The following is a 25,035-nucleotide window of genomic DNA, read 5'->3' as shown; positions in this document are numbered from 1 at the left end:
AATCGGAGATATATAATGGCCAAAGGTAATGTGATTCAGCTAGGTTTTGAAACCTTTGTTGACAGCGATACACAAGTGAAAGTAACACGTCTAACTCCAGCAGATGTCGTTTGTCATCGCAATTACTTCTACCAGAAATGCTTTACTAAGGATGGCTCAAAGCTTCTATTTGCCGGTGATTTTGATGGTCATCGCAATTACTACTTGCTTGATATGGAATCACAAAAAGCGATCCAACTTACCGAAGGGACAGGGGACAACACATTTGGTGGTTTCATTTCAGATGACGATAAGTCTTTCTTCTATGTGAAAAACGAACTTAGTCTAATGAAAGTTGACCTCGTTACATTAGATGAAAGTATTATTTACACCGTTGAAGAAGACTGGAAAGGTTACGGCACTTGGGTAGCTAACTCTGATTGTACAAAATTGGTGGGTATCGAGATTCTCAAACAAGATTGGCAACCACTAACCTCTTGGGAAAAGTTTGCTCAGTTCTATCATACCAATCCAACATGTCGTCTCATCAAGGTAGATATTGAAACTGGTGAACTTGAAGTGGTGCACCAAGAAAATGCATGGTTAGGACACCCAATTTATCGTCCATTTGATGATTCTACCGTGGGCTTCTGTCATGAAGGGCCTCATGACTTAGTTGATGCACGTATGTGGTTAGTCAATGAAGATGGTTCTAAGGTGCGTAAAATCAAGTCACATGAGCCTGGAGAGTCTTGTACTCACGAGTTTTGGATTCCTGATGGCAGTGCTATGGCATATGTTTCTTACTTTAAAGGACAAACAGACCGCGTAATCTATAAAGCAAACCCAGAGACACTTGAAAATGAAGAAGTAATGGTTATGCCACCCTGCTCTCACTTAATGAGTAACTTTGATGGCTCTTTGATGGTGGGTGATGGTTGTGATGCTCCTGTAGATGTTGCTGATGCGGAAAGTTACAACATTGAAAATGACCCTTTCTTGTACATCATGAACACTAAAAAGAAGACATTTGCGAAGCTTGCGAAGCATAGTACGTCTTGGGATGTGTTAGACGGTGATCGTCAGATTACACATCCGCACCCATCTTTTACTCCAAATGATGAAGGTGTTTTGTTTACGAGTGATTTTGAAGGTGCTCCTGCCCTTTACATATCTGAAGTTCCCGCGGAATATAAAGCGTAATCAATTAAAACACTGATAGTATTCAAGCCGGCGACTCTCTCATCGCTGGCTTTTTTGTTTTCTTTAATACTGTTAGCTAAATTAAAACATCAAACCTAATAGGTTAGTAAAAAGTGCCACAATCTGAGTTATGATAATCATTGTCACTCAAACCTCTCGGTACCACCATGAACTCTGACTCAAACAAACCAAGAAAAGCCGCACGCATCGAGAGCGTGATGAATTCTGCTATGTGGCACCTTACTCAGAGAGATATGACCGAGAGTGAACTGCAGACTAAGCTCAAAGCAAAAACAGATAATCAAGAGTGGATCGATCAGACTTTAGAGAGCCTTCGAGGTTACGGTTATCTCAAGTCTGACTCTGTGTTTGCCGAGCAGTTTGCTGAGCGCTCTTTTAGTAGTGAGTATGGTTCAAACTACATTGTCGAAAAATTGAAGCATAAAGGGATTGGCGAGCACACTATTGTCAGCGCTATCGATACCGTTAAAAAGCGACTTGAAATTGACGAGTTGGCTATTTTGCTAGAGCGACTCAATAACCAATATCAGGAGTTTATGATCAGCCGTGAGAAGCTGGTTAATTCTCTCTTAAAGCGTGGGTTTACGTTTCAGCAAGTGCAAACGGCTATCTCTCAGCATCCCCATGTGGGCACTCTACGCTCTAATTTAGAGATAAAGGCTGAAAAAGCAGACCTAGAAAAAGAAGTGCTCAAGTATGTGAGAAAAGGCAAAGGTCTTACTGTCATTCGACAGGAACTCAAGCAGCGTAAAATTGATATTTCCGACCTCGATTCTTTCATCGAGCAAGCGATTAACAGCGGAGAGATAGACTTTTTTACTTCTTGCCTCGAGCAGCTACATAAAAAGTCTTACGACCTGAATGACTTCAAAGAAAGAAGTAAAGCCTACGCTATGCTTTCTCGAAAAGGCTTCTCTTCTGAGGAAATCAAATTTGCGTTGAGCGATGGAGAAGAGTAACCCAGATTCTTGATTGGCTTACTTTTTGTTAAGTCAGTGAAAAGTATCTTTGCTCAAAGACAGCCAACACTCGCCAATGCAATCCTTTCAGAAGCCCAGAACTTAAAGTATGTGTGAGATGTTGCTCATTGGAACACCACTCTGTTTATAGTTTCCATCCTTTACACAGCTATGACGTGTGGAAATCATTCATCGCTAAGATCTATTTGAAACACACTATTCCAACCCTTAATAGATACTATAAATGAAAAAACTACTGATCATTATTCCTATTCTTTTAGCTCTTATTCTTTCTGGATGTTCATCGGCTTCTAGCGGTGCTTCGGCAAAAACAAAACAATACGCATCAAAGCATGACCTGAATGGCCAAGCCTCATGGTACGGCAATGCCTTTCATGGAAAACTTACGGCGAGCGGTGAAACCTACAACATGCGAGCTTACACCGCCGCACACAAGACCTTACCTTTCGGCACTATCGTGCGAGTAACAAACACCCAAAACAACAAGAGTGTCGACGTGAAGATCAACGATAGAGGGCCCTACGTTAAGGGGCGAGTGATTGATTTGTCATTGGTTGCCTTCAACAAAATTGGAGACAGTAGCAAGGGCTTGGCGCCAATCAAGATCGACATTCTCGATGACAGCAATACGTTTAGATATAAGCATTAATTTTCTGACTCTCGATATTTGATGTCACCATTCTGAACCAAAATCAGCATCGCTACGTAAACAGTCTCGATAATAGCCAAAATCGTCGAGGCAAATATGAAAAGCGCAGCAATACTTGCTCTACTGTTCTCTGGTTCAGTACTAGCAAACCCTGACATTTGTATGGAAATTGGTAAGGCTCAAGCCGTTAACGATCATGAAAGAGTGATTGAACTGGCTGCAGGGTTGAACCCAGCAGACACAGAACAGTGCAAAGCAATTGCAGACGATGCACGCGCTGACGCCAATCACGACCTTTACTCTTTGATGGATGATTAGACCTAACACCGACGTCTTTTCCAATCTGAACAGCACGCAACCTGCGTGCTGTTTTTATTTGGCCAGCATCAGATAAAACATTATTTTTCAAAGCCTTAAATAGAGTCAGTTATTTGAAAACCTCAATACACATCCTCTCCAAACTGAGAACAGTGACTCTTTTCCAAGATATAGCAAAGTACCACCCTCAAATACAACTCGCCTATCCATCCAATTAATTGGTTACTCATCGCAATCATCAGCTCAATTTTTTGAGCTGGATCTAATGATTGTGTTTCAAAATGTGATCAATCATGCACATCGTAGCTTATGTTCTTTTCTTCGTAATTAGCACATCTATTATGTACGACAATAATACATACAAGGAATTACATAATGAAACAAATTCTTGTTCTTGCGGGTTCACTCTTACTTGCTCTACCGGCTGCTGCTGATGTAGCCAACAACGGAGTTTCGTACCCTGTTCCTGCAGACAAATTCGATATGCGTAACTGGAAGATCACTATCCCTTCAGACATCAATGAAGATGGCAAAGTGGATGAGATTGAAGGCGTTGCAATGCTAAGTTACTCTCACGAAGATTTCTTCCACTTAGATAAAGATGGCAATCTTGTATTTGAAGTACAAAACAAAGCTATCACTACAAAGAACTCTAAGAATGCCCGCTCCGAGCTGCGTCAAATGCCTCGCGGTGCAAACTTCGACAACATTCTTACCGACTCTAAGATGAACCAGTGGGCGCTATCAAGCCACCCAGAAGCGGATCAATACAGCGCAGTTGGCGGTACTTTAGAAGCAACACTGAAGGTTAACCACGTTTCTCTTCACGCTAAATTCCCTGAAAAATACCCTGCACACTCAGTTGTGGTTGGTCAGATCCACGCGAAGAAACACAACGCTCTGATTGAAGCTAAAACCGGTTACGGTCACGGCAACGAACCACTGAAAATCTTCTACAAGAAATTCCCAGGTCACGAATACGGTTCAGTTTTCTGGAACTACGAGCGTAACCTAGAGAAAAAAGATCCAAACCGTGCAGATATCGCTTACCCAGTATGGGGTAACACTTGGGAAAACCAAGCGGAGCCGGGTAAAGCGGGCATCGCTTTAGGTGAAGAGTTTAGCTACAAAGTTGAAGTTAAGGGCACCATGATGCACCTGACTTTCGAAACAGCAAGACACGACAAGGTGACTTATGACATCGACCTAAGCAAGGGCATCGATGCGAAAGACCACCCAACTGGCTATGCAGAAGATGACTTCTACTTCAAAGCAGGCGCTTACGGTCAGTGTAGTGTTCAAGAATCTCACCCTGTATGGGGTCCAGGCTGTCAAGGTACTGGCGATTTCGCTATCGATAAAAAGAATGGCGACTACAACAGCGTGACATTCTCAGCGCTAAAACTAAACGGTAAATAGTTCACCTTTTAACTCCTAGATTATTTGTCTCCACGCTTGGCCTTTCACGAACTCTTTGTGAAAGGCCTTTTTTATTCCCTACACTTTCCTACTTTCTAACTTTCTAGCTTCCGCCCTCCTCTCGCTCAACCATCCAAGAACTAGCACCTCAACAGTACGTGCTAAGTCGGATAATTCAACGTAGGTCTCAAAAATCACACTTTCACACTTTATTTTTAAAACGCAATTTCATTTTACTTGATTGATCGATTTATTTTGTTTAATGTAACCACATAAACAACACAATGTTGTACCCAACACGTGATTACACATAGGACTTAATAATGATTCTCAACTCATTCGATCTAAAAAATAAAGTAGCCATTGTGACTGGCTGTGATACTGGTCTTGGACAAGGCATGGCGCTAGGTCTTGCAAGCGCTGGTTGTGACATCGTTGGCGTAAACATCGTAGAGCCAACAGAAACCATTGAAAAAATGAAAGAAACAGGCCGTAAGTTCATCGATATTCGTGCAAATCTGATGAAAATTGACGACATTCCTTCAATCGTTGATCAAGCCGTTACTGAGCTGGGTCGTATCGATATCCTAGTAAACAATGCCGGAATCATTCGTCGTAATGATGCGATTGATTTCACAGAGCAAGACTGGGATGACGTAATGGACATCAACGTTAAGTCTGTGTTCTTCATGTCTCAAGCCGTTGCTAAGCAGTTCATCTCTCAAGGTGAAGGCGGCAAGATCATCAATATCGCTTCTATGCTTTCTTTCCAAGGCGGTATCCGTGTGCCTTCTTACACTGCGTCAAAGAGTGGTGTAATGGGTGTGACTCGCCTTATGGCAAACGAGTGGGCAAGCCACAATATCAATGTGAATGCCATTGCACCGGGCTACATGGCGACTAACAACACGGCAGCTCTGCGTGCTGACGAAGCGCGTAACGCTGAAATTGTTGGCCGTATCCCTGCAGCTCGCTGGGGTACACCTGAAGATCTTGCTGGTCCATGTGTGTTCCTCGCTTCAAGTGCATCTGATTACATCAATGGCTACACCATCGCAGTTGATGGTGGCTGGCTGTCTCGCTAATAGGATCAGTAATGTTTATTTATAACCAAAACATAGAGTTAGAAGATCTGGGTGAAGGTGTAAAACGCAAAATCTTAGCTCATTCAGAAAACATGATGACTGTTGAAGTGCATTTCGATGACGGGGCTATTGGTGCTTTACATAGCCACCCACACGAGCAAATCACTTACGTTCTATCCGGTGAGTTTGAGTTCACTATTGGTGGCGAAAGCAAGATTGTGAAAGCCGGTGACACTATGTACAAAAAGCCTGACATTGTTCATGGCTGTACATGCCTAAAAGCAGGTGTGTTGCTGGATAACTTCACACCTATGAGAAAAGATTTTTTGTAATTAATACAACACTATAACTGTCGTAATCAGCGTCTATCTGACGACTGAATTGTAGTGAAAGTTTAAACATTGACCCAACCTCAAAGTAATCTCTTTACCGAACATAGAGGGGGAATGTCTTAGCATTCCCCCTCTATGTATAAGGCTAACCATGTACCAAGAATACATCCATGACAATGTGCTGTTAACCTCATCTCTTGCTCAGCATCTGTATCGCAACTATGCCGCAACTATGCCGATTATTGATTATCACAATCATCTTGATGCAAAAGATATCTGGTTCAATACCAAGCATAAAAACCTCGCTGAGGCATGGCTGCACAGTGATCATTATGTATGGCGAGCAATGAGAAGCAACGGTATCGCTGAGCGCTACATTACGGGCGACGCCACTGATAGTGAAAAATTCGACAAGTGGTGTGAGGCTATGCCCTACCTCTTGGGTAACCCTTTGTACCAATGGTCGCATCTAGAGCTAAAACGTTTTTTTGACTGTGATTTGCTGCTTAACCCAAGCAATTCAAAAGCCATTTGGAATCATTGCAATAGCGCACTAAGAGCCTCAAACATGAGCACTCGTTCGGTATTGGAGAGGCTCAATGTTGATACGCTTTGTACCACCGATTCTCCTCTGTCAGATCTTGAATACCATCAAAAGCTTAAGCATTCAGACTTTGCAGTTAAGGTTTTACCGACCTTCAGAGCCGATGAACTCATCGCATTTAGCAACACTCAAGGCTTTTTGAGTACCCTATCTCAACTAAGCCAGATCACCAGTATCAATATTGGCTCACTGGGTAACTACATTGAGGCTATTGCCAGTCGCATTGAATTCTTTCATGAAATGGGATGCAGACTTTCTGATATCGGCCTGCCAACGGTTTGTTATGCCAAAGGAAGCACAGGGCAATGCGAAAGTATTTTCCTCAAACTACTGACTGAACAACAACTGTCAGCGCAAGAAAAAGCCCAATTAACCACTTACGCATTAAACCAACTTGGCAAGCTCTATCACAAATATCATTGGAGCCAACAGTTGCATATTGGAGTCCTTGCCAATGTGAATGAAAGACGCAAACAAGAGCTTGGTGCAGGTACTGGCTTTACCGTGATTGACCATGATTTAGATATAGAGGCGCTAGCAAAGCACCTTAGCGATCTTGATAGAGAACACAAACTGCCAAAGACGGTGCTCTACAACCTCAATGCCAATCACAACCAACTGCTTAGCTGTTTAGCGGGTGCATTTCAGAGTGATGATGCTCCGGGCAAAATTCAATTTGGCGCAGCATGGTGGTTTAACGACCACAAAGACGGCATGGAGGCTCAGCTCACTAGCCTAAAAAACCTAGGTGCTCTAGGTCGGTTTGTGGGCATGTTAACGGACTCCCGCAATCTATTTTCATTTAGCAGACACGAATATTTTAGGCGTGTGCTGTGCAACTTACTTGCAAGCTGGGTTGAGAGCGGAGAGATCCCTTACGACCTAGATCTACTTAGGCAGACCGTAGAAAACATCTGCTACCACAATGCAAATAATTATTTTAAATTCGACAACATAGCATAGCTATTAAGGTATTTTGTCATGCTACAGTTTTCTGAATCAGAGATACAGGCAATCATCGAGCGCGCGAGTGTCTCTATGATTGAAACGCTCAAAAACAACAATGATGTGGTGCTCAATCACGACACTTTAGTACCAGAGACAGGTATCGCGACATGGAATCTCTACTATTTCTGTCCTGAGCACGGTGTTCGTCTCACTTGGGATCGCTACAAGCCTAAATCTCATTGTTGTCCTGTTGATGGAAAAGAATTCACTGGCCAGCCGTATGACGGAGCTTGGTGGCGCTGGCTCAATGGCTTAAATGCAAAGGCCTGTTACGACCTTGGCCTACTATGGCAGTTGACTGGCGATAATCTATACCTAGATAAAGTGACGGGGATTCTTTTAGAGTACGCGAAATACTACCCAGATTATGAAGAACATGGCGGCATCCCTTACAACGGCCCTGGCAAAGCCAACGCACAAACCCTGTGTGAGGCTAACTGCCATCTAGATTTTGCACGCGGATATGACTTCGTCAAAGACCAACTCTCTGCAGAGCAACAGCAGTATGTCGAAGATAGATTACTGCGTGAGGGCGCTGAATTCTTAATGAAGCATCGCACGGCGCAACTGCATAATCATGAGATGAAGATCAACGCTACGGTTGGGGTTATCGGCCTTATCTTGGATGAGCAAAGCTACATCGACTTTGCTCTCAATACTGAGTATGGCATTCACTACCAATTGGATCATGGCTGCACAAATGAAGGCATGTGGTTTGAAGGCTCAATTCACTACCATTACTACGCACTGCAGGCGCTACTCAATTTTGAGAAAATGGCCTGTAATACGCCTTATTCAGTCAGCAGTAACGCTAACTTCTTAAAAATGCTGAAGTTCCCGTTAAGCCTAGTCCTGAATAATGGTGAGTTCCCACGCCTCAATGACAGCATTAATGGACAGCAAAAACTGACTCATGCTCACTTGTTTGAGTTTGCGCAAAGACAGTACCCTTGTGAGTTGTTTGCGAGAACGCTAGCGAGCATCTACCAAAACATCAGTCGCGATAACATAGAGGCATTACTTTACGGTGTGGATGAACTGCCACTCGCAAAACCTTTGGTTTGCCAGCCTATTCATGCCGAAGAGGCAGGGATTACCCTAGAATTTGATGCCAAGAATGACAATGCATTGCTATATAAACACGCGCCTTATGGCGGTGAGCATGATCACTATGATCGTCTTGGTATCATTGTGACTCGTCAAGGCAAAGAAATCCTGCCTGATCTTGGCACTACTGGCTACGGCGCTGAGCTTCACTACGGCTATTACAAGAATACAGCTACCCACAACACGCTTGCGGTAAACCAGAAAAACCAGTCCCCAATCAACCCTGTGTTGAATCACTATCTACAAGGCGATACGGCTACGGTAATCGATGCTGAGGTGGATTGGTCACAAGAAGAAGCTAGCGTTGATAGTCATACTATCGTGCAGTGGGATTCTTCAAGCTATCAAAATGTGAAGTACCGTAGAGTATTGATTTGGCTGGATAACCTGTTGGTCGAATTACACAAGATTGATAACCCGAATCAGCAGCAGCTGGATCTTACCTATCATGTACGTGGCACTCATAAGCACGCTCAGACAATGTCAACGATTGAGAATCCGTTGCAGGGTCCGCTAGCGCGCATGACAGAGGCTCGTTTATCAGCGCAAGCTCAATCTCATGCACTGACTTATGGAATAGAGGATCAAGCCGATTACACTCAGCACATTTGGAGTAATGAGGCATGCCAAGTTCTTACTGGGTATGCACCTGACAACCCAGCTGTGAGTGATCTAGCTTATTCTCTTGTTCGAAGCACTGCCGCGAAATTTAACGCTGTGGTATTGCACGATTTGTCTGATGAACAAGCGGTATCTGTTGAACTTATTGAGTGGAAACAAGACAGTGTCAGCTGCACTTTTGTTAAAGATGGTAAGCAACAAACGCTGAGTTATGACCTAGCATCACATGCTTTAGACCACCTATAGTAAAAGTACTACAGTAGGCCAAAAGGCTAGCAGATGCACTGCTAGCCTTTTCAACTTAATCCAGTTTCAAGAACTGCCTAACCCTTGGAGAGTCTGGGTTAGTAAAGAATTTTTCGGGTGGGTTCTTTTCTATCAAGATGCCCTTTTCAAGAAACACCACTTGGCTTGATACATTTCTGGCAAACTCCATTTCGTGGGTCACCACCACCATGGTATAGCCCTCCTTAGACAGCTTTTGCATCACCAACAGAACCTCATCCACCAGCTCAGGGTCAAGGGCAGACGTTGGTTCATCAAACAATAACACCTCAGGCTCCATCGCAAGAGCACGGGCAATAGCAACACGCTGTTTCTGACCACCGGAGAGCATACTTGGGTAGCTGTCGAGCTTGTGTGACATCCCTACTTTTTCTAGCTGCACTTTAGCAATGTCTTCGGCCTCTGCTTTCGACATTTTCTTAACGTGCAATAAGGCTTCCACCACGTTCTTCAGCACAGTGAGATGTGGCCAAAGGTTAAACCCTTGAAAGACCATACCAATTCGCTCACGCATCTTTGCTAAATCGCGATACTTAAGAGGCTTATCCGTTTGTGGGTTAATGCCGATGCGTTCATCCCCAAGATGAATGGTGCCGCGTTCAGGTTGCTCAAGCCAGTTCATACAGCGAAGCAGCGTTGATTTACCCGAACCTGAAGAACCTAGGATACTCACCACCTCCCCTTTTTTGATGGTCAGATTGATATCTCTCAATACCTCAATGCCATCAAATTGCTTGGATAGATTCACTACCTTCACAATATCTTCCGCATCACTGGCAATTACTGACTCACAGTGCTTAATAGGCAGTTCAACAATGGGCGCAACCTCTTTATATGATGCAACTGTTTTGGTTTCTAATGTTTGATTAAGCATGGCTTAGCCCTCTTTCTTGAACTTTGTTGAGCGTAATTTTAGTGATCTGCTCTATGACGATACTGATCAGCCAGTACAGTGCGATAGCGACAATAAACGCATTGAGCGGAATGAAATAAGTCGATTGGATACTGTTAGCCGCAGCGGTGATCTCTCCTACCGTGATAATGCACAAGAACGCGGTATCTTTGAGGCAGATGATCAACTGGTTGGCAATCAAAGGCACCGACTTAAACAGCACATTGGGCACAACAACGCGAGTAAAGATCTTAAATTTTGAAAAGCCACAGGCTTGAGCTGCCTCTATAAAACCAGGATCTAGCCCCTTTCTGATACCACGGAAGATTTCACAAAAATAGGTGCCGTGATAGAGGCTCAATGAAACCAACCCTGCGGTAAAGGCATCCATGCGGATACCCACTTGCGGCAGTCCGTAATACAACAAGTACGCCAAGATCAAAAAAGGCAGGGTGCGCATAATGTTGATGGTCAAAACGACACTGCCTTTTAGCCATTTAGTGCCATTTTCCAAGGTATACAAGAGTGCAATACCCAGTAGAAAGCTCACTACAGAGGCAATAATAAACAATAGAAAAGTATTGCCAAATCCCGAGACAAATACGTCTTTTTGCTGCCAGATGATTTCCCATTCAGACATAATTACTCCTTAATGTGATGGTATTAGCTCGCTAGGTAGTCGGCTTTACGTTCTGCGATTTCTTGCAACTTGATCAGTACGCCTATGATGAGCATGTAAAGGACACCGGCGCACAAGATTGGCACTAACGGCTCATAGGTCACAGCTGCAATGCGATTGGTGACGCGAGTAAGGTCAACCACGCCAATCACCGCAATAGCAGGGCTGCCCTTAATCAAAAATGACATCTCATTCACAAGAGCAGGAAGACTCATGATCACCATCTGCGGAAACATGATGCGTCTAAAGTAAGTAAGTCGCTGCATGCCGAGTGCTTCGGCGGCCTCTTTTTGCCCGTTAGAGAAATTAATAAAGGCGTTTCTCCAAATCTCGGCGTTAAATGCTGAGGTATTCAGGGTTAAGCACAAGATGGCAGAGAAGTGTTTGTCGAGATTGATGCCGAAAGAGGGAAATGAGAGAAAGATAAACAAGGCTAAGGTCACTAAAGGAGTGGCTCGCGCCCAACTCACATAGACCCCTAACACTTGGTCAATGACGGGAAGCTTAGCCATTCGAACAAGGGCAATCACCAGCCCAATGACAACCCCGAGGGCAATCGACACCATCGATATCCATGCGGTTGTCCAAGCCCCTTGGAGCAATTGCATCCACGCGTAGTAATCCATATACACCTACTTGTCTGCTTGAATAATTGAAACGATTTTGGAAAGTAGGACCAAGGCAACGGCAGTGTGTGCTCTATTTTGGCCTTGGTCGCTACTGATTTGTGACGTTTTTTCTGCTTTCTTTTTTATTGGACGGCGGTCAATTTGTGGTATTGCTCGACAGATACAATGGCTTCCATTGGTAGGTCTTCAAATGACTCTCCAAACCACTTCTCTTGAAGCTCCGCCAATCGGCCCGTCTCTTTAAGGTGAGCAAAGAACTCGGTTAGGTAAGCAAGAAGCTCAGGGTTGTCCTTAGGTACAGGCCAGCTAACAAAGCCAGGTCCTGATACGGCTTCACCCTTTTTAAACATCTTAGACTTGGCTTTTACTACCTCATTAACGGATACAACGCTGTTGATGACATAATCCACTCGACCATTTGCAAGGTCGGCGTAAGCTTCTGGGTAAGATTGATATTCAACGACTTTACCTAGGTCTTTACCTTGGGCTTCAAGCATTTCTTTAAGCTCTGGAAGTCTTTCTAAAAGCGCACTACCCGCTTGCAAACCGACGGTTTTACCATCGAGATCGCTAATGGTATTGGTACTGTCATCTTTTGCTCTGGCAACAAAGTAGTGCTGCGCTGAGGCAATCGGTGGCGTGAAATCAAAGACTTTGAGGCGGGCATCGGTAACGATTGCACCCGTTAACGCTAAGTCATATTGCCCTGCAGAAACAGAAGCCAATAGGCCAGTCCAAGGCAGAATGTCTTGCTTTACCTCAAACTCAGAATAAGCTCTAAGCTCATCCAACAAGTCCTTGTTAATGCCCGTCGCCTTGCCTTGAGCAATGAAGTTGAATGGAGAGTAGTTATCCTCTGTTGCCACCTTCAAGCCATTACTGGCAAACGATGGCATCTCATCTGCGAGTGCCAAACTAGACATACCTAAGGTCATCGTTGCTGCCGCGACTGCTACCCATTTTTTCAGTTTCATACCCTGTCTCATAATTCATTCCTTGCTGTATTTGTGGACACCTTCACTTTAGAGACAGGACAAGGTTGTGAGTTAGAGCCAATTTTATAGGCCGATTGGGACAGTCTTGGAAAACAGCAAGATAATACTAAATGGGTAGACTGGCTTACTTCTTGCACCACTTAATGAAATGCAGTGAATAATAATCATAAAGAGGTTGGCTCAATGGCAATCAATTACAGCTGTTTCATTGAATTCGATTCGAAGAGAAGCTTACAAGAACAAGTACGTGAGTACTTAGTAAAGGCGATACTCGAAGGGGTGTTCTCTGCGGATGAGGCTTTGCCTTCTTGCCGTAAGCTCTCTACTCAGCTAAAGGTTTCGCGTAATACGGTATCGCTGGTTTATGAAGGGCTGTCTGATGATGGCTACCTGATCAGCAAGCCAAGAAGTGGTTACTATCTGTCTGAAAAATATCGATTAAGACTGCAAGAGGTTGAGGATGAGCTGGATCATTTTGAGGCAGACAATCCCGCCAGCGCACCAAACTGGGCTAGCCGGTTAAAAATCTCTACTGATCGCTTTCCTCGCATCGTTAAACCGTCACATTGGAGCTGCTATCAATATCCATTTATTTATGGCCAACCTAGTATCAATGATTTCCCACTGGCTCAATGGCGTGAATCGGCGCGCAAGGTCATTGCTGATCCACATGATCACGGCTGGCTTTGCGATAAAGTCGATAAAGACGTTGAACTGCTCGTAGAACAGATACGCACACGCGTGCTTCCGCAACGGGGCATACACGCCAAGAGCGATGAAATATTGATAACCATTGGCTCTCAAAACGCCTTGTATCTAGTGTCTCAGTTGCTCATGGATAAGGGGACTCGTGTGGGGGTTGAAAACCCGGGCTACAAAGAGGCAAACAATATCTTTGGTTTGGCTGGCGCACAGCTGCACCCGCATGCTGTGGATGAAGATGGCTTGAAGTTAAACGAGCTCTCTTCCATGTGTGATTACTTCTATGTCACCCCAAGTCATCAAGCCCCAACAGGGGTCACCATGAGCAAAACAAGGCGTGATGAACTGCTGCAACAAGCACGAGCCAATGACGCCATCATTATCGAAGATGATTATGACTCTGACAGTAACTCTGAGTGGGCGCCTCTGCCTGCGCTTAAGGCATTAGATAAAGACAATCGGGTTATCTATGTCAGTAGCTTCTCTAAGATACTGGCTCCTGGATTACGCCTAGGGTATATCGTTGCACCGGAAGAGTTAATCTACGAGCTTCGCACATTGCGCCGCCTCATGTATCGACACCCGCCAAGCCGCGTGCAAATGGAAATGGCCCACTTTATCTCACAAGGGTACTACGACAGCTTCCTTCGCCGATTTAAAGACAATACTCGTCAGCGCTGGCAAACCATCAATGATGCCGTTGAGCACTATCTTCCTGATTGTGCGCGACTAGCAAAAGACAACTACAGCAATGCTTTGTGGCTCGAAACTCCCGACAAAATGAGCAGTCAGCGACTGGCCTCTCGCGCCTCATCTCGCGGTGTGCTTATAGAGACCGGCTACTCACATTTTATGGATAAACAACAATCTCACCCTGAAACTAATACTTACTTTAGGCTTGGTTTTCATGCAATAGATAAGGCGCTCATTACTCCCGGAATCGAACAACTCGCAAGAGTGATACAAGGTTAACCTCGACCAAGTATCCCGTTTTATTCAATGCGCCAACGCCAAGACAATTGTCTTGGCGTTTTTTTATCGGCTGCTTCTAGGCAGATTAATCAAACTCAGCCAGCACTTGACTGATGATCGCCACACCTTGTGCAATCTCGTTAGGTTTAATGATCAAAGGTGGCGTCACATGAATACGATTATTCACAATAAAGGTCAGCAGCCCTTTCTCAGTTAACTTAGATTTCAGTAACGCTATTTTGCTGTTACTCAATGGCTCACGTGTTGCTCTGTCTTCCACTAGTTCTAGCGCCCAAAACATGCCTTTTCCGCGAATATCTCCTATGGTCTTATGCTTCTCCATAAGTTCCAGTAACGCAGGGCCAAGAACGTTGTTTCCCACTTCATCGGCGTATCGAACAATGCCTTCCTCTTCCATTGCATCTAGAGTGGCGACAATGGCTGACATCGCGAGTGGATGACCTGAATAGGTTAGGCCTCCCATAAAGAAATTACTCTTGAAGTACTCTGAGATAGCCTCGCTAACCACAACGCCACCAGCAGGTACATAGCCTGAATTCACGCCCTTAGCAAAGGTAATGAGATCAGGCACGACATTGAAATGCTCAAACGCAAACCAGCGACCGGTGCGTCCAAAACCCACCATCACCTCATCAAAGATAAGCTGTATACCATGCTCTGTAGCCAGCTCACGAACGCCTTGCAGGTAGCCTTCGGGTGGCAACAAGAAGCCCGCGGTTCCTGGAATAGTTTCAAGAAGAATCGCAGCAATGGCCTCTGGTCCTTCACATTCAATAACACGTTTAAGGTGCTGCAGCGCACGCTCGCACTCTTGCTCCTCGGTTTGCGCATTAAACTCGGTGCGATACAGATAAGGATTAAAAAAGTGCACATGCCCACGGCTATATTCATTAGGTACGCGACGAAAATCCCCCGTAGCAGCAATTGCCGAGCCCGTATTGCCATGGTAAGAACGGTAAGCAGAGAGCACCTTATCTCGACCCGTAAACTGTCTCGCCATTCGGATCGCATTTTCGTTAGCATCCGCGCCCGCATTGGTAAAAAACACCTTTTTAAAGCTGTCAGGTGCTCGGTCTAAGATGCGCTTTGCAGCTTCGCCTCGAGTAAGGTTCGCCGTGGCAGGTGCGATAGTCACTAACGACTCAGCCTGTGTCTTGATGGCATCGATCACCTTAGGGTGCTGATAGCCAATATTAGCATTCACCAATTGGCTACTGAAATCGAGATACTGCTTCCCATCAAAATCCCACAAGTTACATCCCTGAGCTCCCGCGATAGCAATTGGCGGAGCCGCTTCCTGCACTGACCAAGAGTGAAAGACATGCTTATCTAGCTCTAGGACGTACTGATTTGATACCTCTGTTCCAAATCCATTCATTTTTATTCTCCTGTGCGATATCTAGGCTGTGTAGATGTACTGTTGTGTGTAGATATCTTGGCGACAAACGCTGATAAGGACGTAGGGTCAGTTTAAAAAAAGCCTTGGGTCAGACAGTGCCCTTTCCCCCTGCCTCACACAATCTTAAAAACTGGCTCTATAGCTTAATCCAATGGCTGATTACATTGATGTCATTGACGATTAAGTGATGGGGTTGAAGATGGGGCTAGCGGCAGTATTTGTGTTCTTTGCCGGAATGGTAAGAGGCTACAGTGGCTTTGGTTTTGCCATTATTGCAGCCTTGTGTCTCAGCTTTATCTACTCTCCTTTTGAGTCGATTGCTATTGCATTGACTTTGGATCTACTGAGTAGCCTTTGCTTACTTAGAGGGATCAAGCGAGAGCTCAACAAGCGACTACTGACTCTGCTCACACTAGGTATGCTAGGGGCAATCCCTGTTTCTCTAATGTTCATCTCTCAGGTTTCAGCTCATCAGCTCAAGATGATGATTGCAGGTACCTCTCTTGTTGCTGGCACTTTGATTATGCTGAATCTAAAAATACGTTGGCTGAATCAGCGCTATGCATTACTCGCGGGCGCCGTATCAGGGTTTAGTATGACGACCGCCTCTGCGGGAGGGCCACCACTGGTTTTGTATCTATTGAATCTGTCCCTTAGTGCTAGTGAAGTAAGAGCCACAGCCATCGTATTTTTTATCTTCAGCTCATTAGCATCGTTAATGGGATTGCTGTCTGTGGATGCCATTTCTACACAGTCTATCCAATTTAGCTTATTGCTCTTTCCCGCCGCAGTCATTGGCAACATAGTGGGCAAAAAGCTATTTAGCAAGTATCCAGATCCGTCACCAAGAAAAACAATAGCGCCCATTCTAGTAATGTTGGCACTACTCATAATCCTATTTTAAGAAGGAACTTAGCATGAAGAAAATCGCATTTATCACTGGCGCTACCTCAGGTTTTGGCAAGGCCGCTGCACACCGATTTGCAAAAGAGGGATGGTCATTAGTGTTGTCTGGCCGTCGTATTGAACGATTACTAGACCTGAAAGAAGAGTTGTCTGTACCTGTTCATGTCATGCAGTTGGACGTTCGTGATGCTGACGCCGTTAAACAGGCTGTAGATGCTCTGCCAGATGAGTTCTCAGCAGTTACTGCATTGGTCAACAATGCTGGCTTAGCCCTTTCACCACAAGGCGCCCCTGAAGTAGAGCTATCCGATTGGCATACCATGATAGATACCAATGTGACCGGCTTAGTCAATGTTACCCATGCTCTTTTGCCTACCCTAATCAAAACCGGTGCAGGCGCGACTATCATCAATGTAGGTTCCATTGCCGGTCAATGGCCCTACCCTGGAAGCCATGTTTATGGTGCGAGTAAAGCCTTCGTTAAACAGTTCAGCTATAACCTAAGATGTGACTTACAAGGCACGGGAGTGCGCGTTACGGATCTTTCCCCAGGTATAGCAGAAACCGAATTTACCCTAGTGCGCACTAAGGGTGACCAAAGCGCTTCAGACAATTTATATCAAGGCACCACACCACTTAGCGCAGAAGATATTGCCGAGCAGATGTTTTACATTGCATCACTGCCAGACCATATCAATATCAACCGCGTAGAAGTCATGCCAACCCGCCAGGCATGGTCACCGTTTGCCATTGAACGTGACTAACCTCGTTACTATCAATGACCATTGCATGCACAGCTTTGGTGTTCGTATTATTAACAACCGTCGTCCCCGAGGGTTTTTATCGGGGACCTTTTATATGACGAGTACCCTAAAGTCCAAGTTGTGATCAAGAGACAGGCTATCAGCTATCAGCTATCAGCTATCAGCTATCAGCTATCAGCTATCAAGAAAACAACCCAAACCATTGATATTCAATAAATAATCAAGATGCCGTCAGCATCTTCTGAATATCTTGAGCATGAGAGACACAATTATTCACCAAATGTCCTAGGGGCTCACTCATACCTTCTTTCTTGTAATAGATATACAGCGGAAGCACCAGGCTGATTTCTTTTATTGGGATACATACACAGTTTTTATCAGCAACGAACTTGATGCATTGTGGCGCGATGGATATTCCGAGTCCTGACGAAACTGAAGTGACCAGGTGTCGCATATTTTCAGGGTGAAAACTCACGTCCAGCGAGAAGCCTCTCTCTTGGCAGAGCAATGAGATGTGCTCAAACATTTCACTCCACTCAGAGCGACGAAACAGTATGAACTTTTCGCTGCGAAGCTCATTTAAACTTACTTCAGTATTATTCGCTAAAGGGTGATTGGCCGGCAAGATTGCCACCAACTTATCGGTATAGATCTTTTCTACATTGAACACGCTGCCATCTAGTTGTGGCTGACGTCTTGAAAAAGCGATATCAATCTTGTTTTCCACCAACCCATCTTGCTGTTCCTGAGCGGTCATCTCAAAAAGGTTCGTGGTTACCTTGGCATTGCTACTGGAAAATTCCCCCAGAATCTTTGGCAGGAAAAATGAGCAAGCAGTAGCCAGGTACCCAATATTAAGCACTGACTCTTTGGACTCCAACGCTTTACCCACCAACGCCTTTACTCGTTTATCATTAGCAATAATGGCCAAGGCTTCTGGTAACAACACCTCTCCGGCTGCGGTCAATTCTACCTGATGGGTGGTACGCAAAAACAGCTTGGTTCCTAGCTCATTTTCCAAATCGGAAATATGACGAGAAACCGTAGGCTGAACGGTGTTTAGCTCTCTAGCGGCCGCTGAAAAGTTTTTCAACTTAGCTACTGAAAGAAAGGTTTTAAGCGTCTTAATGTCCATGGGAGTTGGTCATTCGTTGATTGTATTATTGTTATACAATAATAATATTTCCACTCTATGATAAGCCTCCTTATGATGAAACGTGTGTTAGGTCTCAGACCACAATAAAAATGTGTCTACTCCACAAACAAGAAAAAAAGGATGTAGCTATGCCTCTCTACCCTATTACTACAGGAACCATTAAGCATGGATATTGATATTATTGTTGTACTCGTTTACTTCATTTTTCTCATCGGTCTCGGGTGGGTTTTCCGCTCTGCAGCCTCAAATACCAGTGAGTATTTTAGAGGAGGTGGCCGAATGCTATGGTGGATGGTCGGTTCCAGTGCCTTCATGATGGCATTGAGTGCAATGACCTTTACCGGCCTTATGGGCAAAGCCCTTACCAGCGGTATGTCCGTCGCTGTTGTATTTTTCGCTAACGCTTTAGGTTACTTCTGTAACTACCTTTTCTTTGCAGCCAAAGCGCGTCAAATGCGAGTGATCAGTCCTCTGCAAGGCATCAGACTTCGACTTGGTGCGGTAAATGAACAAGTATTTACTTGGGCAAACGTTCCTCTCAGTGTTTTACAAGCAGCAATCTGGCTTAACGGTCTTGCTGTGTTCACTAGTGCTGTTATCGGCGTACCTCTAGAGCAAACCATTATCGGTGCAGGCTTAGTGGTATTGTTCATGTCATTGGTTGGCGGCAGCTGGGCCGTTATCGCTTCCGACTTTATGCAGATGATCATCATCACGGTAATGACCTTCATTGCTGCAATGGTTGCAATCTGGAAGTCAGGCGGTGTAGGCAACCTACTTGAGGTAGGTCTACCAACACAACAGCTTATTGGTGATGGTTATAGCTACAGTTACCTATTTGTTGGCTGGTTTATCTGTATTTTTGTTAAACAGTTCTTTAGTACCAACAACATGGTCGACTCTTACCGTTTCATCGCGTCTAAAGACACAAAGAATGCTCGTAAAGCAGCCCTACTTGCTTGTTCACTAATGATCCTTGGTCCACTTGTTTGGTTCCTACCGGCTTGGTACGTAGCGGGCAATTACCCTGATGTGACTACATGGGGTCTAGAAGGCTTAGGCGACAAGGTTGCAGATGCGACTTACTACATGTTTGTTAAGAGTGAAATGCCAGTAGGTATGGTTGGTCTAATGCTAGCAGCTATGTTTGCGGCCACTATGTCTTCAATGGACTCAGCGCTGAACCGTAATGCGGGCATCATTCTTAAGAGTGTTTACGAACCATACTTCTGTAAAGACTTCTCTGAGAAAAACCTAATGAGAGCAAGTAAGATTCTTACGGCTGTATTCGGTATCGTGATCATCCTTACCGGGTTGTTCTTAACGTCTCTAAAAGAATTCGGCCTATTCGATCTCATGATGTTAGTCGGCACTCTTGTTGGCTTCCCAGTGCTTATTCCATCAATCATGTGTTTCTTTGTGCGTAAAACGCCAGATTGGGCGGGTTGGGGAACTATCCTTGTCGGTATGTGTGTGTCAGCTGTGATCGCTTTTGTAATTACTCCAAACACGATTGAATCAATCCTTGGCCTTGATACGCAGCTTACCGCTCGCGAATTCTCTGAAATGAAGTCAGTAACACTGGGCGTAATTGGCCATATGTCGATTACTCTTCCGTTCTTTGTTCTATCTCGTTTCTTCTACAAAGAGCCATCGGCTGAGCGTGCGGCTGAAATCAATCAGTTCTTCAACAATGTTGATACTGAAGTGGTTATCGAAGAATCAGAGCAAAGCATTCTTATGGATAACAAGCAGCACATCATGCTTGGCAAGATGCTGCTAACCGCATCCGTATTCTTAGCTATGTTAACGCTGGTTCCTAACCCACTTTGGGGTAAAGCATTGTTTGCCATCATTGCGGGTATCATAGGCTTTATTGGATTCATTCTATTGCGCACGGTAAAGAAACCTGCCGAGCTTCAAGTTAAGCAAAGCTGCGCATAAAAATAATATTAAAACAGTAAGATAGGAGGGTTACCTCCTATCTATTGAGGTAAACATGTCAGTACAACAAAAATTCGGTGGGGAACTTACCGATGAAGAATTTCGCAAGTTCACCCTTTACACCACCCAAAGCAATAACGCGGCCGATGACAACACCCGAGCTCAGATAATGGGCTTCACAAACGAAGGTGTAAGAGTTGCTCCGGGAGCTATCGTTCGAATTGGTGATAAGCAGATTGGCGCAAATTCTTATATTGGACTGTACAGCTACATCAATGGTGATGTCACCATTGGTCAAAACATACTCATTGGCCCCCATGTTTCTATCGTTGCGTCGAATCACTTGTATGACCCAACAACGGATCATTTTAGCGCTCGCAGTAGCCTTGAAGAAGGCAAAGTAGAGATCAAAGACGGCGTTTGGCTTACCACAGGCGTTGTCATCACCCCGGGAGTCACTATTGGTAGGTGCGCTCTAGTATGCGCTAACTCGGTAGTGACTCAATCGGTAGAAGACTACCACATTGTTGCTGGCTCTCCAGCAAAAGCGATTGGTGAAATCAATCCTGAAACGGGCGAATACCTTTGGTTTAAGAAGGAGCAATAGAATGTTGTCATTGCAAAGAAACCATGACTTTCAAGTATTTATGTCTCCAGGACATGAACAAGAGGTGCTTGTAAACCCACCAAGCTTTAACTGGCCTCAACCTAATTTTCATGACAGCTTTAGTATTGAATTAGAGCACACCAATAAACCTCTGCAGTGGTGTTGGGAGAACGTATCCTCTCCTTTCCAGTTGCCTTTCACGCTTCCAAATGGTGAATATCGTTGGCGCTTGGTTAATGCTGAGCATCAAGCGACACCTTGGTTTTCTTTTAACGTTACTGAAAAGTCAGAAGACTACCTAGCGCCTACCGCCAAAGAATTATTTGAGCGTTGCCAACCTCACGAGCAATTTTTGATGTACTTCGATGAGGATATCAACCACGTTCGTATCTCTTCATGGATGGCCTATGACAAGCTTAAGAAAACAGCGGAGCTTGCCGATATTGATGCGATTACCTACCCGACTCATTATCGAAGAGGCGAGGAAGAAGGCAAACGCACAGCTATTGCGAATGTCAGAAAGTGGATAGATAGAGACCTTATCTCTTTAAGCTTGCTGTACAAGATTTGGGGAGATAAGCAAAGCGGTGAAACAGCGGTTTCTTTGTTACTCAAACTGGCAGAGTGGAGCCCAGAAGGTCCGGCATCGCTGCTTCGTCCATGCACTTGGGGAGACGAGGTTGGTCTTTCTCTAGCTCGCAACCTTTACTTGGCATACCACTGGCTTGCGCCTCTTCTAACCGAAAGCGAAAAAAGCTTTGTAAGGCCTATGTTGGTTCGCATTGCTTATCAGATGGAGGAGCGATTAGAGCAAGATCAGTTCAAGCAGTTCCCTGGGCACTCTCATACCTCTCGCCTTCCAGCGTATCTTGGGGTAGCCGCTCTTGCACTGCACAAAGAGTATGATCAAAGCGTCTGTGAACGCTGGCTTAACTACTCGCTAATGATCTACCGGGGTGTATTGCCATTTTATGGTGGCGAAGATGGCAGCTGGGCAGAAGGTCCATTTTATTCCTCATCTTACAGTAAGTGGTTCCATCCGTTCTTCTTATCCGTTGAGCGAATCAGTGGCTTCTCTTTCTACAACCACCCTTTCTACAAGAACTACAGCAATTTTGCGATGGATTTTGTGGCAACCCAAGATGACATACACCCATTTGGTGATGGCTTCTGGTGCAGGCGCGATGGCGCTGAATGGCCGGGCTTCTTTGCTCAAAACCCGCTACGAATCTACGCTGAACGCTTCGGCGATCGCGCAACTCGAGAGATGAGTTTAGAGCTCGAACAACAGATCTCCTCTTATGATTTACACCTGCTCGATGTGGTGCCAACGATCCCACAAATTAAGCACTCTGAACGGCCTTTATTGAACCTAGACGAGAGCCAAGAACGTGAAGGTATCTACAGTCAGTATTATGATTTTGCAGGACTGGGTGCCATCAAGAACAAGCGTAGTTCTGTATTCTTTAGAGCCAGCCAATTCGGCAATAGCTCTCACCGTCACGCCGATCAAGGTAATATCGCCTTAATCGATTCACACACTAGTGTCCTGACGCCAAGTGGAAGTTATGGCTATCGTTTTGGCAGTGCCCATCACAGCGAATGGACCAGAACCACCAAAGCGCATAATCTGCCATTGATTGGTGGAAGAGGACAAATACTGGACGATGAGTCTGCAACCGCATCCGTTATTACCCATAAGACAGGGGCTAACTGGAGTGTTGTACAAATGGACTTAAGCCGAACTTACAGTGATGCAAAACGCTTTGTTCGAACCTTAGTCACCGTCGCAGATAAAGGCGTTCTCATCGTTGATAATATGAGTTTAGCTTCGGCGCAACCGGTGCAATGGCGACTTCACTCTCCGCTGAATGTAGAGAGGGAAGGACAAGACGTTCTTCTTAGTAATGGCGAGTTAGCATACACAGTAAAGCTGTTAGCCAATGGGCTATCAGAGGCCTGTGTAGAAATAGGCTATCAGGAAGAAACCTCTCTTCATGAATCTGTAGTCTCTGATGCAAACCAAGATATCAGACATATAGAATGGCAAGCGGCGCCTGCTGCTCAGCATACCTTTGTGGCGTGTTGTGAAAACAGTCCTATCTATCACGATATGGATAATGCTGGTCTTTTGAAGGTTGATATTGGCGAAGGCATTATTGTCATAGATATTGATGGTGAGCGCGTACAAAAGCAGGCTAAGCAAGTTGAACTAGCCTAGAACTAACCTTCTAATTCTGACTATTGAAAAGCCAAGTGCGAACTGACGCACTTGGCTTTTTTGCCTCTATAGTGACAGTACCTTCCTTAAGGAAAGGTATAACTCAATGGATAAAAAAAGAGCCTGCAAAAGCAGGCTCTAAAAAAACGTGAGGAAACATTGAAGTGAATCATAGGTAAATCGCCATTGAAGACAGTTCAATCCCCGATTCCCTCACCGCTATCGAGACTCTAGCCCCCACCAGAAATCTCGACATGCTCTTTGACATTCGATGAATGTCAGTTAAACCGAATTATTGGTCTAGGCTGAACTTGAAGAAGCTCACTTTAGAGTAATCGCCAGCTTCGATGCCGTTGTTTGCACAACCGCTTGAGCCAGTATTACATTGGTTGTAAGTACCTGCTTTGAAGTACATCCAGTCGTTTGCGTAGCCTTGGTCGTATTTGTCGCCTTGGTATTCACCTTTTGCTAGGTCAATATCATACGTCTTAACTTCTTGGTTTGGTTTGCCTGGGTTCTTAGTGAACGTTAGGTGCATGATATCACCTTCTACATTTACGTCGTACGAGAAGATCTCGCCCAGTTTGATACCCGTTACAGGATCTTCTGAACCTTGGCGCAGACCGCTTTGACCGAACACTTCATGGCGAATATCACGACGCTTGCTGTAATCGTCACCTAGAGCATTAGTTTCGTAGTTCCAGTAAATAGAGCCGTATTCATGCTCTGGCAGTTTACGGTACATGATTTTTAGAGGCTCGTTCTTCGAACCGTGGATTTGACCGATTACGGTAGCAAATGCACCATTTTTCTTGTAATCACCACTAGTACTTACCCAGTCAACAGACATGGTCGCGCTCATGTGCCCGCCAATCGCACCGTATGCTTCAGCATTATCTGTAGAAGCAATAGTGAAGTTGTTCTTTGGAGATGAGTAGTCATCAGAAAGCATTGCACGCAGTTCACTACGAGCATTCTTAGAGTTTGGTGTTGTCATTGCTTTGTTTGGAGAAGCAAACACCATAGCGCCAGTTACAGAATCAGTGTAGAACCACTCTGCATCAGAGAATGGGTTAGCCTTGTCATTCAACATAGGCTTGTAGATTTCCATTACCTTACCCGCACGCTCTGGCTTGTTATCGTCTCTTGGCGTATTTAGCTTGAACTTAGATAGATCGAAGTTTTCAGCTGGAACCTTGTTCACGTCTAAGTTGTACTGCACAGCCAGTTGCGGATCATTATTCGCTGACGGAGCTTGCGTTGCAGACGGAGCTTGTTGTGTCGCAGATGCAGTATCGGGGGAAGAAGCTGTTGAGCAGCCTGCTAGGCCAGCAACGAGTGCTGAAACAACAACAGCAGCAATCTTGTTCTTTGTATGCATATTAACCTCTAGGTATTTATTTTTAGTGCCAAGAGAAACGGGAACAATACCCATCTCTTCTCTTAACGAGCGAGGGTCATAATGCACTAATATAATAATACAAGATATGAACAGGATCACGATCAGTAACATTTGCTGTCGAGATAATCTCAATCT

At 44.8% G+C, this 25,035-nt stretch carries 22 protein-coding genes; 15 read left to right on the top strand and 7 right to left on the bottom strand.

The features are described from left to right. Positions 1–15 precede the first annotated feature (15 nt). The 9 genes from OCU35_RS03145 (at position 16) to OCU35_RS03105 (ending at position 9,572) form a co-directional block, all read left to right on the top strand. Entirely contained in the window at positions 16–1,182 is a 1,167-nt protein-coding gene (locus OCU35_RS03145; RefSeq protein WP_261825634.1) for an oligogalacturonate lyase family protein, read from the top strand. Between the two features lie 167 nt (positions 1,183–1,349). Then, positions 1,350–2,162, top strand: a complete 813-nt coding sequence (locus tag OCU35_RS03140) for a RecX family transcriptional regulator (protein ID WP_261825633.1) — start codon at positions 1,350–1,352, stop codon at positions 2,160–2,162. Positions 2,163–2,406: 244 nt separating this feature from the next. Beyond that, positions 2,407–2,832, top strand: a complete 426-nt coding sequence (locus OCU35_RS03135) for a septal ring lytic transglycosylase RlpA family protein (protein WP_102376333.1) — start codon at positions 2,407–2,409, stop codon at positions 2,830–2,832. Positions 2,833–2,928: 96 nt separating this feature from the next. Further along, positions 2,929–3,150, top strand: a complete 222-nt coding sequence (locus OCU35_RS03130; RefSeq protein WP_102376332.1) for a hypothetical protein — start codon at positions 2,929–2,931, stop codon at positions 3,148–3,150. Positions 3,151–3,525: 375 nt separating this feature from the next. Then, positions 3,526–4,569 carry a polysaccharide lyase family 7 protein gene (locus OCU35_RS03125; RefSeq protein ID WP_261825632.1) on the top strand — a complete coding sequence of 348 codons (1,044 nt, stop codon included), beginning with the start codon at positions 3,526–3,528 and terminating at the stop codon, positions 4,567–4,569. Positions 4,570–4,892: 323 nt separating this feature from the next. Further along, complete coding sequence (gene kduD / locus OCU35_RS03120) at positions 4,893–5,654, top strand: 2-dehydro-3-deoxy-D-gluconate 5-dehydrogenase KduD (protein ID WP_261825631.1); 762 nt, start codon at positions 4,893–4,895, stop codon at positions 5,652–5,654. A gap of 11 nt (positions 5,655–5,665) precedes the next feature. Then, positions 5,666–5,986, top strand: coding sequence for a cupin domain-containing protein (locus OCU35_RS03115; RefSeq protein ID WP_261825630.1), 321 nt, complete (start codon positions 5,666–5,668; stop codon positions 5,984–5,986). A 151-nt stretch (positions 5,987–6,137) separates the two neighbouring features. After that, positions 6,138–7,553 (top strand): glucuronate isomerase, encoded by a 1,416-nt coding sequence (gene uxaC / locus OCU35_RS03110; RefSeq protein WP_261825629.1) that lies wholly within the window; start codon positions 6,138–6,140, stop codon positions 7,551–7,553. An 18-nt stretch (positions 7,554–7,571) separates the two neighbouring features. Next, positions 7,572–9,572: a heparinase II/III domain-containing protein gene (locus OCU35_RS03105; RefSeq protein ID WP_261825628.1), complete on the top strand. Its 2,001-nt coding sequence runs from the start codon at positions 7,572–7,574 to the stop codon at positions 9,570–9,572. A gap of 55 nt (positions 9,573–9,627) precedes the next feature. On the opposite strand, the gene OCU35_RS03100 is transcribed toward OCU35_RS03105, so the two are convergent. The 4 genes from OCU35_RS03100 to OCU35_RS03085 all read right to left on the bottom strand — a co-directional run bounded on the left by OCU35_RS03100 (position 9,628) and on the right by OCU35_RS03085 (position 12,797). Beyond that, the gene (locus OCU35_RS03100; protein ID WP_290241819.1) at positions 9,628–10,485 is read right to left on the bottom strand and encodes an amino acid ABC transporter ATP-binding protein; all 858 of its coding nucleotides are present in this window, start codon (positions 10,483–10,485) and stop codon (positions 9,628–9,630) included. Further along, complete coding sequence (locus OCU35_RS03095; RefSeq protein ID WP_065210164.1) at positions 10,478–11,143, bottom strand: amino acid ABC transporter permease; 666 nt, start codon at positions 11,141–11,143, stop codon at positions 10,478–10,480. The genes OCU35_RS03100 and OCU35_RS03095 overlap by 8 nt, the downstream gene beginning before the upstream one ends. A gap of 23 nt (positions 11,144–11,166) precedes the next feature. Next, positions 11,167–11,808, bottom strand: coding sequence for an amino acid ABC transporter permease (locus OCU35_RS03090; RefSeq protein ID WP_017032713.1), 642 nt, complete (start codon positions 11,806–11,808; stop codon positions 11,167–11,169). A 125-nt stretch (positions 11,809–11,933) separates the two neighbouring features. Beyond that, positions 11,934–12,797 carry a transporter substrate-binding domain-containing protein gene (locus tag OCU35_RS03085; RefSeq protein WP_261825627.1) on the bottom strand — a complete coding sequence of 288 codons (864 nt, stop codon included), beginning with the start codon at positions 12,795–12,797 and terminating at the stop codon, positions 11,934–11,936. Between the two features lie 192 nt (positions 12,798–12,989). On the opposite strand from OCU35_RS03085, the gene pdxR reads away from it, so the two are divergent. Continuing rightward, the gene (gene pdxR / locus OCU35_RS03080; RefSeq protein WP_017028310.1) at positions 12,990–14,480 is read left to right on the top strand and encodes a MocR-like pyridoxine biosynthesis transcription factor PdxR; all 1,491 of its coding nucleotides are present in this window, start codon (positions 12,990–12,992) and stop codon (positions 14,478–14,480) included. An 85-nt stretch (positions 14,481–14,565) separates the two neighbouring features. Here the strand turns inward: pdxR and OCU35_RS03075 are convergent, their stop codons facing one another. Further along, positions 14,566–15,879: an aspartate aminotransferase family protein gene (locus OCU35_RS03075; RefSeq protein ID WP_017032716.1), complete on the bottom strand. Its 1,314-nt coding sequence runs from the start codon at positions 15,877–15,879 to the stop codon at positions 14,566–14,568. 220 nt (positions 15,880–16,099) lie between these two features. Here OCU35_RS03075 and OCU35_RS03070 point away from each other — a divergent pair, with 220 nt between their 5' ends. Then, on the top strand, positions 16,100–16,804 hold the full coding sequence (locus OCU35_RS03070; protein ID WP_017032717.1) for a TSUP family transporter: 705 nt from the start codon (positions 16,100–16,102) through the stop codon (positions 16,802–16,804). A 13-nt stretch (positions 16,805–16,817) separates the two neighbouring features. After that, complete coding sequence (locus OCU35_RS03065) at positions 16,818–17,570, top strand: SDR family NAD(P)-dependent oxidoreductase (protein WP_261825626.1); 753 nt, start codon at positions 16,818–16,820, stop codon at positions 17,568–17,570. 220 nt (positions 17,571–17,790) lie between these two features. Here OCU35_RS03065 and OCU35_RS03060 read toward each other — a convergent pair whose 3' ends face one another. Continuing rightward, positions 17,791–18,705, bottom strand: a complete 915-nt coding sequence (locus OCU35_RS03060; RefSeq protein ID WP_261825625.1) for a LysR family transcriptional regulator — start codon at positions 18,703–18,705, stop codon at positions 17,791–17,793. A gap of 186 nt (positions 18,706–18,891) precedes the next feature. Between OCU35_RS03060 and OCU35_RS03055 the strand changes: the two genes are divergently transcribed. The 3 genes from OCU35_RS03055 to OCU35_RS03045 are packed head-to-tail and all read left to right on the top strand — an operon-like array spanning position 18,892 to position 23,498. Next, a complete protein-coding gene (locus OCU35_RS03055; protein ID WP_261825624.1) occupies positions 18,892–20,670 on the top strand; it encodes a sodium:solute symporter family transporter in 1,779 nt (592 codons plus the stop codon). A 55-nt stretch (positions 20,671–20,725) separates the two neighbouring features. Next, positions 20,726–21,277, top strand: coding sequence for an acyltransferase (locus tag OCU35_RS03050; protein WP_261825623.1), 552 nt, complete (start codon positions 20,726–20,728; stop codon positions 21,275–21,277). Position 21,278: 1 nt separating this feature from the next. Then, entirely contained in the window at positions 21,279–23,498 is a 2,220-nt protein-coding gene (locus OCU35_RS03045; RefSeq protein ID WP_261825622.1) for a heparinase II/III domain-containing protein, read from the top strand. Positions 23,499–23,790: 292 nt separating this feature from the next. Here the strand turns inward: OCU35_RS03045 and OCU35_RS03040 are convergent, their stop codons facing one another. Then, complete coding sequence (locus OCU35_RS03040; protein ID WP_261825621.1) at positions 23,791–24,933, bottom strand: polysaccharide lyase family 7 protein; 1,143 nt, start codon at positions 24,931–24,933, stop codon at positions 23,791–23,793. Between the last annotated feature and the right edge of the window lie 102 nt (positions 24,934–25,035).

The sequence above is a fragment of the Vibrio breoganii genome, assembly GCF_024346795.1.
In the GTDB taxonomy this organism is placed as follows: domain Bacteria; phylum Pseudomonadota; class Gammaproteobacteria; order Enterobacterales; family Vibrionaceae; genus Vibrio; species Vibrio breoganii.
The sequence above is the reverse complement of the archived record's forward strand: the minus strand, read 5'-3'. Positions and strand labels throughout refer to the sequence as shown.